The organism is Burkholderia sp. BE12, from assembly GCF_002959955.1.
In the GTDB taxonomy this organism is placed as follows: domain Bacteria; phylum Pseudomonadota; class Gammaproteobacteria; order Burkholderiales; family Burkholderiaceae; genus Burkholderia.
Genome location: NZ_PREY01000006.1, coordinates 196,541 through 211,546 on the forward strand (window position 1 = coordinate 196,541; position 15,006 = coordinate 211,546).

Here is a 15,006-nt window from a genome sequence, read left to right on the forward strand (position 1 = left end):
CCTGAGCGAAGTGCGCCGACGCGGAAATGCATCGACGGAGCGGCAATAGCTGGCCGGGCTCAGGAAGGTGATATGTGGTTGAAAGAAAGTTGATTATCGTTTGTGCGCCAATTCGCCCTCGCAATTCTGTCAGGGATTTTTGAGGTGATGGGTGAGGTAATATTCGCGCGGATTGCCATTACAATGGCGCCCATAGTTGCGGACGACGCAATATGTAACTTGCCACGGTCGGGGTAGCGGGGCGAGCGCCCGTGTTGGAGCTTCGGCGCGAACGAACTGTTTCAACCGGGCAACGATTGACGTTCTTTGACGCTGACTTTCTACGTTTCAGTTAGATTCCAGCGATGTTCGATGCCGTGAGAGCGGATCGAAACAAAAAATCGCGAGTAGACCAAAATAATGAACAAGAACCAATATCGGCTGGTGTACAGCCGCGTGCGCGGTATGCTGGTTGCAGTCGAAGAGACGGCCGGCAGGACGGGGAAAACAAATACGGGCGAGGCTGGCCGCGTTGCCAAGCGGGGCGGCGAGCATCCGGCAGCGAAGTTCGCGTTACGGGTGACTGCATTCGGCGCACTGGTCGCGGCCGGCATGAATCCGATTTGGGCGAATGCGCAGATCGTCGGCGGAGGGGCTCACGCGCCCGCGGTAGTGCAGACGCCCAACGGCCTGCCGCAAGTCAACATCAACACGCCGAGCGCTGCCGGCGTGTCGCTGAACACCTATAACCAGTTCGACGTTCAGAAGAACGGCGCGATCCTGAACAACGCGTCGACGATCGTCAACACGCAGCAGGCCGGCTATATCAACGGCAACCCGAACCTGAGTGCGGGGCAGGCGGCGCGCATCATCGTCAACCAGGTCAACAGCACCGCGGCTAGTCAGATCAAGGGGTATGTGGAGATCGCGGGCAGCCGTGCGGAGGTCGTGCTGGCCAACCCTGCCGGTATCGTCGTGGACGGTGGCGGGTTCATCAATACCTCGCGCGCGGTCTTGACAACTGGCGTGCCGCAATTTGGCGCGGACGGGTCGTTGACGGGCTTCAATGTCAATCGCGGCCTCGTGACCGTGCAAGGCGCGGGGCTCGATGCGTCCACGGTGGATCAGACCGACATCATCGCCCGTGCTGTACAGGCTAATGCCGCGATCTATGCGAAGAACCTCAATGTAATCGCCGGTACGAACCAGGTTAATCACGACACGCTTGCCGCGACGCAGATCGCCGGTGACGGTCCCGCTCCTGCCGTCGCGATTGACGTGGCTCAGTTAGGCGGCATGTATGCCAATAGGGTGTTTTTGGTTGGCAACTCCGCAGGCGTTGGTGTCGCGAACGCAGGGACGATCGCGGCGCAGGCAGGCGATTTGACGTTGCAATCGGACGGCCGGCTCGTGCTCGCGGGCAAGACCACGGCAAGCGGCAACCTCGCGATGTCCGCCTCGGGCGGCATCCAGAATAGCGGCACCACGTATGCGCAGCAATCGTTGTCGGCGAACACTGCGGCCGATCTGACGAACAGCGGGACGCTCGCGGCCCAGCAGAATGCGACGGTCAACGCCGGCAGTGTCAACTCGACTGGCACGCTCGGCGCGGGTGTGAACAACGACGGTTCCGTCGCGCACAGCGGTGACTTGAACCTGAGTGCGTCGGGCCAACTGTCCGCGACCGGCCAGAATGTGGCGGGCGGTAACGCATCGCTGACCGGCGGCAGTGTGAATCTCGCCGGCAGCCAGACCGCCGCGAACGGCAGTCTGTCGCTGAACGCGACGGCCGCCGACGTGAATCTGTCGAACGCGACGACGAGCGCGCAAGGCGCCATTCAGGCGAATGCATTGGGCACCATGATCAACGATCACGGCAGCCTGTCGAGCGGCAACAGTACGACGCTGACCGGCGGCAACCTGTCGAACCAGGGCGGCAAGGTGTCGTCGCAGGGGCAGCTGTCGGTCAACGTCGCAGGCCAGATCGCCAACCAGTCCGGCGAACTGGTATCCGAAAGCACGGCAGACGTGCGTGGCGGCGCCATCGCGAACAACCGGGGCACCGTTCAAAGCGCGGCTGGCATGACGGTGGCCGGTGTGTCGCTGGACAACACGGCGGGTCGGATTACGTCGCTCAACAGCGACGGCCTCTCCGTGACGACCAGCGGCCAGTTGACCAACGCAGCGGGCACGACTGCAAACGGCGCGCAGGGCGGCGTGATCGGTGGCAACGGCGACGTCACCGTGCGCGGCGGCAACGTGGCCAACCGCGGGACGATGACGTCCAATACGAATCTGCATGTCTCGGGACAATCGATCGACAATAGCAGTGGCGCTTTGCAGGCTACGCAAAATGTGGCGGTCGATGCGGGTGCGCGCCTGATCAATAGCGGCGGCTCGATTGTCGCTCAGACGGCGGCACTGAGCGGCACAGCCCTCGACAATAGCGCGGGCGCTGTGAAGGCCGACAAGGTATCGTTGAACGCGACCGACCTCGTGAATCACGGCGGCACGATCACGCAGATCGGCACCGGCGCGATGGGCGTGAACGTGTCCGGCACGCTCGACAACTCCGGCGGCGGCACGCTGCAAACCAACAGTAGCGACCTGACGCTCGCTCCCGCGTCGCTGGTCAATGACGGCGGCAAGATCACGCATGCGGGCACCGGCACGCTTACGCTCGGCAACGGCACGGGATCAGTGTCGAACGTCGGCGGTACGATCGCGAGCAACGGGCGCGTGGTGGCGCAATCGGCCACGCTGAACAACACGTCCGGCTCGATCGGCGGCCAAGCTGGCCTGTCGGCCACGGTCGGTAGCGTGCTGAACAATACGAACGGCAAGCTGCTGTCCAATACGGACCTTGGCATCGCTAGCGGCACGCTCGCGAACGACGGCGGCAAGATCGGCGCGACTACGAACGCGATGATCCACACGGGTTCGATGACGAACCTGGGTGGATCGGTCAGCGCGTCCAATGTGTCGGTGACGGCTGATTCGACGCTTAACAATAGCGGCGGCAAACTCGAAGCCAACCAGCTCGCGTTGACCACACCGAATCTGACGAACCATGGCGGCACGATCACGCAATATGGCTCGTCGACCATGGCTGTCAACGTCAGCGGCACGCTCGATAACTCGGCAGCCGGTGTGATTCAGACGAACAGCACCGACCTTACGCTGACTCCGGCTTCGCTCGTGAACGATGGCGGCACGATTACGCATGCGGGTACCGGCACGCTGACGATTGGCAACGGCACTGGTTCGATGTCGAACGTCGGCGGCTCGATCGCGAGCAACGGGCGAGTCGTCGCGCAAAGCGGTTCGCTGAACAACACGTCGGGGGCGATCAATGGCCAGGCAGGGGTGACAGCGACGATCGCCGGCGCATTGAACAACACGCGTGGCAAGCTATTGTCCAGTACGGACCTTGCTGTTTCCAGCGGCACACTGACGAACGACGGTGGCCAAATCGGCGCAAGCGCGAGCGCGACGATCCACACGGGCTCGATGTCGAACCTGAACGGTTCAATCGTTGCGCCTAACCTGTCGGTGACGGCCGACTCGACGCTTGACAACAATGACGGTTCGCTCGAAGCGAATCAGCTCGCGTTGAGCGCGTCGAATCTCACCAACCACGGCGGCACGATCACGCAACTTGGGTCGTCGGCCATGGCTGTCAACGTCAGCGGCACGCTCGACAATTCGAATGGCGGCACGCTACAAACCAACAGTACGGACCTGACGCTTTCGCCTGCATCACTCGTGAACGATGGCGGCACGATTACGCATGCCGGCAGCGGCACGCTGACGCTTGGAAACGCGACGGGATCGGTATCGAACGTTGGCGGAGCGATTGCAAGCAACGGTGGCGTCGTGGAGCATTCGGCCACGCTGAACAATACATCGGGGTTGATCAACGGCAAATCCGGGTTGACGGCGACGGTCGGCAGCGCGTTGAACAATACGAACGGCAAGTTGCAGTCCCGTGCGGACCTTGGCATTTCCAGCAGCACGCTGACGAACGACGGCGGTCAGATTGGCGCGAGCACGAATGCGTCGATCCACACGGGCTCGATGACGAACCAGAGCGGATCGGTCAGTGCGTCCAACCTGTCCGTGACGGCCGATTCGACGATCGACAACAGCAGGGGCAAGCTCGAAGCCAACCAACTTGCGTTGACCGCGCCGAACTTGACGAACCACGGCGGGACGATCACGCAATATGGCTTGTCGGCCATGGCTGTCAACGTCAGCGGCTCGCTCGACAACTCCGCAGCGGGCGTGATTCAAACGAACAGTACGGACCTGACGCTGGCCGCTAGCCAATTGAACAATGCAGGCGGCACGATCACGCATGCCGGTACCGGGACGCTGACCATCGCGCCGGGTAACGGCGCGAGGGGGCTGAACAATGCAGGCGGGACCATTGTCACCAAGGGGCAGGCGGTTGTCGACGCGAGCAGTTGGGACAACTCGAACGGCATTCTCGCGGCACAGGGCGGCGTGACGGCGACGGTTGCGGGCGACGTGAACAACGCACAAGGGCTGGTGCGTGCGGGCGCGTCTCTGTCGTTGACGAATGGCGGCGCGCTGGTGAACCAGGCCGGGCACGTTCAGGCCGGTCAGACGACGGCCGGCGACACGAGCACGATCGCGGTTCATTCCGGCTCGATCAACAACGCTGACGGGGCCATTACCGACCTCGGCACGGGCGCGATGACCGTGCGAGGCGGCAGCCAGATCACGAACAGCCGCGCGGGCAACGTGTCGGGCATGGGCGCGATCACCGGTAACGGCGACGTTACGATCAGCGCGACATCGATTTCGAACACGCAAGGCGGGCAGTTGAGCGGCGCGAGCCTCCATGTTCAAGGGGCGACCTTGGACAACAGCGGCGGGCAAATCGGCAGCGTTGCGAATTCGAGCGGCAACGTGGACGTGACGGCGAGCGCCGCAATCACGAACACGAACGGGCAAATCAGCTCCACGCACGACCTGACGATCACGGCTCCGACACTGCAAGGCGGCGGCGCGTATAGCGCAGCGCACGATGTACGCGTGAACCTGCAAGGCGATTACACGACAACGCCGGATACGCAGTTCAACGTCGGCAACGATCTTACCTTTGCGCTACCCGGCACGTTCACCAACAACGCGGGCTTCCAAACCATCAATGGCCTGAACATCAACGCGGCCAATATCGTCAATTCGGGCGCGTTGTCGGCCGGTGGACTGCTGCATACGCAATCGAGCAATCTGTCGAATACCGGCTCGCTGGTGGGAGGGAGCGTCTCGCTCAACGCAACCGGCACGGTGTCGAACGTTGGGTCCACGGCGTTGATTGGCGCATCGGATAGCAACGGCAAGCTTGAGATTCTCGCGCACGACATCGAAAACCGTGATGACGCGACGGCGACCGATTCGATGCCAACGACGGCGATTTTCGGGATGGGTAAGGTCGTGCTCGCGGGCGGCAAGGACGCGAGCGGCAATTATACGAACGCGTCGCTGATCAATAACGTATCCGCTCTGATTCAGTCCGGCGGTGATATGGAACTGCACGCCGACAAGGTGACGAGCACGCGTCGTGTGATGAGCACCTCGGGAAGCACGAGTAACGTTGATCCGGCGGCCCTCGCGCAATACGGCATTAGCCTGTCAGGTTGCGCATCGTACTTCGCGGTGAATTGCGCGGGAGGGGGACAGATGATCGCCGGTCTCGGGCCCTCCAACCTCACACCGGCCATAACAGCCGCCTTGATCGCCCAGCCGGGCGGTATGTACATTGACCCGCCGCACGGCGGCCAGTGGAACAGCGGGTACTTCTACACGACCTATACTGGAACGGCTGTGGGGAACACGGTCACGGCATTGAGCCCGACTGCGCAAATCGTGTCGGGCGGCAGTCTTAACGCAACATCGACCGGTACCCTGCAAAACTACTGGAGCAGCATCACGGCCGTTGGCAACCTCAACTTGCCGCAAAACTATGACGGCAACGGTTGGGCGGCAACGGGCCAGCAGGCGCCGACCGTGACGGTGACGTACTCGGGCCAGTACCACTACAACAACTACGACAGCAGCGAATATAACTGGCAATTGCCGTTTGGCAACGCCCCGTTCGTGACGGGCCGGCCGGGCGGCTATACCCAAGTCGTGCCAGCAGACGTCAAGACCTACCGTCTGCCGGCCTACGATTCGACCTTGGGTTCGAATGGCACGATTTCCGGCACGGGCGTGAGCATCAACAATACCGCAGGCAACGCATCGCTTCCGTCGCTTGGCCTGCTGCCCGGTCAATCGGTCACGGGTTTGACGCCGGTCTCGCTCAATGGCGCAGCGGCGGGTTCGGGGGCGACGGTGACGCCTGCCACGCTCAATGGCAATGCAACGGCTTCGGCAACGACTGGTGGCGCCGTTCGAGGAACGATCGCGGGCGCGGGCGCCCAGTCGGCGGCGCCGGTGCATGGCGGCGCCTCAACACCGGTCGATCGGATCATTGCAAGCGCGACTGCGTTGAACGTGCTGAACAACCTGACGATTCCACAGGGTGGCTTGTACCGGCCGAATCCGTCGCCGAATGCGAGCTACGTGATCGAGACGAATCCGGCGTTCACGAACCAGAAGAACTTCATTTCGAGCGACTACTTTTTCGGTCAGATCGGGGTTGACCTCACCCACATTCCGAAGCGCTTGGGTGACGGCTTCTATGAACAGCAGCTTGTACGCAATCAGGTGACGGCGCTGACTGGCCGCGCGGTATTGGGTCCGTACACGGATCTTCAGACGATGTATCAGCAGCTTATGGCGGCGGGTGCATCGTTGGAGAAGTCGCTTAATCTGCCGCTGGGCGCGAGCTTGTCTCCCGAGCAGGTATCAAAGCTGACCGGTAACGTGATCATGATGGAAACGCGCGTGGTCGACGGTCAGTCGGTGCTCGTGCCGGTCGTGTATCTGGCACAGGCGAACCAGCAGAACGTCAATGGTCCGCTGATCACCGCCACCGACATCGATCTGAAGGACGCGCAGAACTTCGCGAACAGCGGCACGCTGAAGGCGGACAATTCGTTGTCGATTCAAGGCAAGCAGATCGACAACGCGTTCGGTGCGCTGCAAAGCGGCGGCCTTATGTCGCTGAAGACGGATGGCAACGTCGATCTCACATCGGCGAAGGTCAAGGCGGGTAGCTTGAACCTGAACGCAGGCGGTGATCTCATTCTCAATAGCGCGGTGAATACCGACACCCAGGTAAGCCGCGACGGTGCGACGAGCGTCAAGACGACGCTTGGGCCGATTGCTCAACTCGACGTCAAGGGCGACGCGGCGATCATCGCCGGCGGCAACCTTGAACAGCATGCGGGTGCGCTGACAGTTGGCGGGAATCTCGGCCTGCTTGTTGGCGGGAACTACGACCTCGGTACGCAGCAAGTCGGCGAACACAAGATCGTGCAGCGTGCGAATGGCGTATCGAATACCGACATCAACGGTGTGGTTGGGAGCGCTGTGAATATTGGTGGCGTGTCGATGATCGGGGTGAATGGCGATCTGACCGCAGCCGGCGCGCAAATCAACCTGGGCAACGGGGGCACGATCGCCGCCAAGGGGAATGTCACGCTTGGCGCGGCGAGCACGACCTCGACGATCGACAGCAACAGTTCGGGTAGCGACCACCACGGCAGCTATTCGGAAACATTGCACACGTCCGATCAGACAGTGGTTGGCACGACGGTGCATAGCGGCAATACCGTGAACGTTGCTTCGAGCAAGGACATCAACGTCATCGGAAGCACGATCTCGCTTGATCAGGGCAATGTGGGCCTGATGGCAGTCGGCAACGTGAACGTCGGCGCGGTGACCGAAACCCATGTGTCGAACATGGACGAATCGCACGACCACGGTGGCGTCGCAAGTCATGCGAGCGCGACAAACCGGGTTGATCAGACCACCACGTATGCCAATGGCAGCACGATCTCGGCTGATGGCGTAACGGTCGTAAGCGGGAAAGACATCAACGTCACCGGTAGCTCCATTGTCGGGACGCACGATGTGGCACTGTCGGCCAAGGACAATGTCAACATCACTGCAGCAACCAACACGTATCAGGACAACGAGTATCACCAAGAGAAGCATTCGGGCCTGTCCGGCTCGGGTGGTCTGGGTATCACGATCGGATCGAGCGAAAAGAGCGATCGATATAACGCAACTTCGACGACGCAAAGCCAATCACGCAGCTCCGTCGGCAGCGTCGAAGGCAACGTGAAGGTGTCGGCTGGCAAGGACGTTCATATCGGCGGTAGCGATGTGGTCGCCGGCAAGGCGGTGGACGACGTCAAGGGCACGACGGGTAACATCAGCATTGCTGGCGAGAACGTCACGATCGACTCGGGACAGGACCGTGCGCAATCGCATGATCAGCAAGAAGCGCGTTCGAGCGGGTTGACGGTGGCGGTCACTGGTACGCCGTTTGATACGATGCGCAACCTGAAAGCGGATGCGTCCTCGGGCAACGGTTTCCAGCGAGGCCAATCGGTGCTGACCGAAATCGGCGCAAGTGCGGCCGATGTGCCGTCGATTTCGGTGACGTACGGTCGGAGCCGTAGCAGCAGTACGACCGACATGTCGAGTTTGACGAATGCGGGAAGCACGGTGCGTGGCGGCGGCAACGTGACCGTGAAAGCGACCGGCGGTGCGCACAAAGATGCGAATGGGAACACCGTGGACGGCGATATTGCCGTGATTGGCTCCGCGATCAGCGCTGGCGGTACGGCGACGCTGGATGCCAACCGCGACGTGACGTTGCAGGCGTCGACCGATCAACTTCGGCAGAGTACGTCGTCGAGCAGTTCCAGCACGAGCCTCGCGCTACTGTCGACGCCGAGCCTTGGAGACGTCGCTCGCTGGATCGGCGGCACGGCCAACAGTGGCGGGAACAGTCCGTCACCGTACAACGCGAGCCGGAGCAATTCGGACGGCAGCCAGACGATGACCCAGCAAACGGCGTCGTCGGTCACTGGCAATAGCGTTGTCATCAAGAGCAAGACGGGCGACATTAACGTCGTCGGGTCGGGCATCAGCGGAACGCAGGGCGTCGATCTCGTCGCTACGCAGGGCGCGATCAATGTACTGGCGGGGCTCGAAACCAACGTGACGCACCAGGAATCGAGTAGCCACCAGGTTGGCAGCCTCGGTAGCAACGGCACGGCGACCGGTTTTTCGGTCGGTGTGGCGAATAGCCATAGCGTGCAGGACACGTCGTCGCAAACGCAGAGCACGATGCGCAGCCAGATTGTGAGCGGCAACGGCAACGTGACGCTCGATGCGAAGCAGGACATTACGGTGGCAGGCTCCGACCTGAGTGCGGGTAAGGATTTGACGCTGATCGGCAAGAACTTGAATCTCGATCCGGGAACGGACGCGACACAGAGCCGCATGAGTCAGGATTCGAGCCAGTTCGGCGTCAGTGTTGCGCTTGGCGGCGCAGTGGGCAATGCAATCGCGCAGGCGAACCAGGCGTTTGGCCAGCCGGCGCGTGGCGGCGACTCGCGATTGGCGGCGCTCGACAAGGCGCAGGCCGGACTTGCCGCATACAACGCATATCAAGTTGGTAGTGCATTGAGTAACGGGCAGCCAACGAATCAGGCACTGGTCAAGGCGACGGTCAGCATTGGCGGCGGTACCAGCCACAGCGAAGCGCAATCGAGCTCGGTCGCCAACGACGGGAGCACGCTGCACGCTGGCGGTAAGGCAACGCTGATTGCAACGGGGAGCGGAGCCAAGGATGCAAATGGCTTTGCGACCGACGGTGACATCAATGCCAGCGGGACGCAGATTAGCGCGCAGCACGTTGAGCTGAGCGCGGCGCGCGACATCAACCTGACGAGCGCGAAGGATACGAGCCAGCAGTCGAGCAGCAATAGCAGCAGCGGCGGCAGTATCGGCGTGGGTGCTGCTCTCGGTGGACAGCAGAATGGCTTTACGCTTGAACTGGGTGCAAGCACGGCGCACGGCAATGCGAACGGTAATAGCGTCACGAATCGCGATACACAGATTACCGCGAGCGATACGCTGTCGATTACGAGCGGACGCGATACGAACTTGCGTGGAGCCGAGGTGTCGGGCAATACGATCAACGCGAGTGTCGGGCGCGACCTGAACGTTCAGAGCCAGCAGGACACCAGCACCTACGACAGCAAGCAATCGAGCGCCGGGTTCCAGGCAAGCATTTGCGTGCCGCCGTTCTGCTACGGTCAGACGGTGAGCGGTAGCGCGAGCGCGAGCCAGCAGAACATCAACGCGAACTATCAGTCGGTGAACCAGCAAAGCGGCATCTATGCGGGTACCGGCGGGTATAACGTGAACGTTGGGAACCATACGCAGCTCGACGGTGGCGTGATCGCCAGCACGGCGACGCCGGATAAGAACAGCTTGTCGACGCAGACGCTTGGCTATTCGAATCTGGAGAACCACGCGTCTTACTCGGGCGATACGGTGGGCGTCAGCGCGAGCGGTGGATTCGGGAACAGCACGCCGGGCGGCGTGAATCTCAATACGCCTGTCAAGCAGGGTGCTAGCAACACAACGGGAGCGCTGAATTCGCAGGGCCTGGGGCCGAGCGGATTCTCGGCAGCTGGCACGAGCAGCGACGCGTCGGGGACGACCTATGCGGCTGTCAGTCCTGGGAAGATCACGGTACGCGGTGACACGGGTACCGGACACGACAGCACTGCTGGGCTGAGCCGCGACACGGCGAATGCGAACGGTGCGGTACAGAACACGTTCAATGCGCAGAACGTGCAGAACGACATGGCGGTCCAGCAATCGGTCGGCCAAGTTGGGATGCAGGTGGTGGGGGATGTCGCGAACGCGCTGCAGAACAAGGCAATTGCAGACGAAACCAAGGCCCGACTGGCATATGCCAATGCTAGTGCCGCCGGAGATACAGCCGGGATGGCACAGGCGCAGGCCGATTTCACGGCGGCGCAACAGCAGGAAGCTTTGTGGGGTAACGATGGCGCAGCCCGGATCGCATCACACGCCGGTATAGCCGCAATCGGTGCGGCGATGGGCGGTGGAAATGTGGCCGGGGCGGTCGCTGGCACGGTAGCCGGTGACATGGCAGGCAACGCCGTTGGGAACGCGCTCGGCGATACACTGGGCGGCACGTTGTTGGCGAATGCGGCATCGGGGCTGGCTGGTGCGGCGGCGGGCGGTTTGCTGGGCGGCTCGGCTGGTGCGATGAGCGGCGCAAATGGTGCGTTGAGCGCGGATCTGTTCAATCGCCAACTGCACCCGCAAGAACGCACCATGATTTCCACTGTGGCGAAGGGGATCGCGACGGCGAACGGCAAGACACCGGCTGATCAAGCGACGCTGGCGGACTACTGGACCAACATGCTGACGTTGGCGGCAGGCGCGAAGGTAGACGCGCAGGCACAGACACAGCTCACGCAGTACGAAATTCAGTTGGTGCAGGCGGCAAAGGCGTCTGGTAACTCGCAAGCTCTCGATACGTTTATGCAGAATCTGGCGATTGCTCAGAAGGCGATCAGTCAGATGTCCGGCTATACGATTTCGGGGACGACCGGTCCAATCGTTGCGGATGGCAGCACTGTCAAGACGTTCCAGTCGACCAGCGCTCAATTCAATGACTCGACGTTGTTTGGTACACCGGGGGGAACAGCACATGCACTCGCCCCGGGACAAACGCCACAGACGGCCGGGATCGGATCGCAATATTACGTTGATCCGAACGGCCCGACCAATCAACAGGTGGCTGGATTTGCGAATGACTTGATTCAGCAAGCTGGGACATCACCCGATGCGATTGCATCAGTCCATCCGGTTGCGGACGCCGTTATTGCTACGATGGGCGGTGGATTAGCAACCGGCGCTGTTAAGGCGATTGCCGGGCGGGTCGCGGCTGCGGTGTCGGACGTTGTTTCGCAGTCGATCGCGGATGTACCGAAGCCGGTCACATCGGGCGGAACGGCGAATGCCGCCACTGCTGAGCCTCTTGCGGTCGATCTTGCGAAGGCTCAGTCGATTGATCCTCTGATTGGTAAGACATTACCCGGAGCATCCGCGCCGGTTCAGGTGACGGCCGATGCAAGCATTGGTGGGCGATCGTTCTATGATGTCAATCAGACGGCACGCGGAGTTGGATTTTCTGACCCGAGTCAACCTACGCTTATTTCAAAGTTGGTAGCGCCTGGAGACCCGAACGGAATCTACGGCGAGGCCCACGCGGAGATCGGTGTCATTCAGCAAGCATATAACGCGGGATTGACGCAAGATCAACCTATGACGATTGTAGTTAGAGGGTTGGCGCCGTGTGACTATTGCCAATCTGATCTCGTTAAGATGGCCGACGCTGCTGGCCTAAGTAAGCTCACCGTAGTTAACGGGGCCGATGGATCGATTTCGCAATGGGTCAGAGGCAGCGGAAATAAGCTGGTTGAAACTCAAGGAGCGAAATTTTGAAAAATGTTATTCGTTTGAAAGCGGCAAGCAAACATTCTGGAGAATTATCTTCCTTCAGTAGTGAGGAGGCCTCGTGGGAGGAGGTCCAGCAGTGGATTCGACGTGTATTTGAATTCGGTGGAACGGTCACGCTGACGATCGCCGTTCGCGAGGATGTAGATAGACTCTTGCTAGGAGATTCTCTGGCGATGTATTCCCATCCTGGGGAATGTCGGCTTGTCTATGATCCTGTAACCCCGCCGACTGAGAAAACGGCACGGCGCGAATGGTGGGAGCCGGGTGATGCACCATTTCGAGGAACCACTAGCTTTTTGGGGCATGAGTGGGATGATCGAACGGTGTGTCGCGATATATCGGTGGCGCTGGAAATGTTTCTGGATTTCTACACGCATCGGAATTTAACGGAAGTGAGCCTCAAGAAAACTCGATCGGTTTGGGATAGAAAGCCGCGATAATTACTGTAAAAAAATTTAGATGGATATGATAAAGCGGTTAGTAGCCTTGCCGGTCATAGCCTTGGTATCGCTCGGGGTGCAGGCGCAGCAGGTCCCCACGCCTGCTGACCAAGGGGCGGCGGCGAGGGCGAACGCGGAGCAGGATCGACAAGCGCAGCAACAACGCGACGCGCAGCAACGTGACGCGGCCGTGCGCGCGCCTTCGATGCGCTCGGACGTGCCGAAGATCGAAGCCTTTCCGGCGCTTCCCACGGAAACGCCGTGCTTTCGTATTGATCGCTTCACGCTCGATGTGCCCGCGTCGTTGCCCGACGCAGTGAAGGCACAAGGTGCGTCGGCGCTGCCAATGGATCGCTTCGCGTTTGCGCGCGACTGGCTGAACCACTACGCCGGGCAATGCGTCGGCAAGCAAGGCGTTGACGTGCTGGTCAAGGGGCTGTCTCAGGCAATTCTGGCGCGCGGCTACGTCACCACGCGCGTGCTCGTCCCCGAACAAGATCTGTCGACCGGTACGCTGAAACTGTCGCTGATTCCCGGCACGATCCGGCGCATCCGTTTCTCAGCTGAAAAGCTGCGCGGCACATGGAAAACTGCATTCCCGACCGGCGATGGTGAAGTATTGAATCTGCGCGACCTGGAGCAAGGTCTGGAGCAGATGAAGCGCGTGTCGAGCCAGGACGTCTCGATGCAGATCGTGCCAGGCGACCTCCCCGGCGAAAGCGACGTCATGCTCGACGTGAAGCGCGGCAAGCCGTGGACCGTCGTCGCATCGATCGACAACTCCGGCACGCGCGCCACCGGCAAGCTGCAAGGCAACCTGTCGGTCGGCATCGATAACCCGCTCGGCCTGAACGATACCTTCAACGTCGGCGTGAGCCAAGACCTTGAGTTCGGCGACAAGCGGCTCGGCTCGCACGGCTGGAATGGCTTCTATTCGATTCCGTGGGGTTACTGGACGGCCACGCTATCGGCGTACACGAACACCTACTACCAGCAGATCGCGGGCGTGAATCAGACGTTCGTCGCGAGCGGCAACTCGAAGACGGTCGACTTCAAGCTGGCTCGGGTGCTGGCGCGCAGCAAGAGCGACGTGCTCGGCGCGTACTTCCGGCTATCCCGCCGTTTTGGTAAGAGCTTTATTGAGGATACCGAGATTTCGCAGCAGCGCCGCAATAACACGATGATCGAGCTCGGTCTGACCGACCGCCACTATTTCGGCGGCGCGCAGTTCGACGGCTCGCTTGCATATCGTCAAGGGGTCGATGGGTTGGGCGCTCAGGACGATGCGTTCGCGGCGGGAGGCGGGCCGACCTATCGCTTCAAGATGGCGGTGCTCGACGCGAACCTGTCGGTGCCCTTCGCGATCGGCAAGCAGCCATTCCGCTATGTCGGCACATTCCACGGTCAGTACACCGGAAACACGCTTTACTACATTGACGACTTGACGATTGGCAGTCGCTATACGGTTCGCGGGTTCGATGGCGAGACGATGCTCGCCGCAGCACGCGGATTCTACTGGCGCAACGAGCTACAGGCGCCGATTGGGCAGACGGGGCAGGCGCTCTATGCGGGGCTCGATTATGGCCGCGTATGGGGGCCGCAGCCGATCGCACTCGTCGGCACGCAACTGGCGGGTGCTGTGATCGGCGTGAAGGGGAATATCGGCACGCGATTCGGCTCCTATGCGTACGATCTCTTCGCGGGTACGCCTGTCTACAAGCCGTCAGGTTTTCCGACGGCACGTGTGACGCTCGGTTTTCAGGTGACCGCTCAGTTCTGAAGACAATGAGCCAAGGTACTTCTCCGACACGTAGACTCCTGACACCCCGAAGGCGAGTTCGAAGTCGTCGCGCGCGGTCTCGGCCCCCGTTGCAACCCGCAGAGCGTTCGTAACAGGCCGCAGGCGTCCGGCCCTCGCACATCGATTTCCGCAACAAATCACCACACTGACAACCATACCGAAACACCGAAAGGCGATCCCGCGCGGTCACGTCCGCCCGCATCCCGCCCCCGCAGCGGAACAACCCGCGCCAAACTGCGCCGCTCCGCTCCTCCGGCTTGCAGTCGCAACGTATGCCACCTATATATA

General features: G+C 61.2%; 3 protein-coding genes. All 3 read left to right on the top strand.

From position 1 onward, the window contains the following. The first annotated feature begins 399 nt into the window (after positions 1–399). The 3 genes from C4B30_RS08975 to C4B30_RS08980 are packed head-to-tail and all read left to right on the top strand — an operon-like array spanning position 400 to position 14,697. Complete coding sequence (locus C4B30_RS08975; protein WP_105132386.1) at positions 400–12,462, top strand: hemagglutinin repeat-containing protein; 12,063 nt, start codon at positions 400–402, stop codon at positions 12,460–12,462. Further along, entirely contained in the window at positions 12,459–12,917 is a 459-nt protein-coding gene (locus C4B30_RS35255; protein WP_158683444.1) for a DUF6911 family protein, read from the top strand. Before C4B30_RS08975 ends, C4B30_RS35255 begins: the two co-directional genes overlap by 4 nt. Positions 12,918–12,942: 25 nt before the next feature. After that, a complete protein-coding gene (locus C4B30_RS08980) occupies positions 12,943–14,697 on the top strand; it encodes a ShlB/FhaC/HecB family hemolysin secretion/activation protein (RefSeq protein ID WP_442778456.1) in 1,755 nt (584 codons plus the stop codon). Positions 14,698–15,006: the final 309 nt, after the last annotated feature.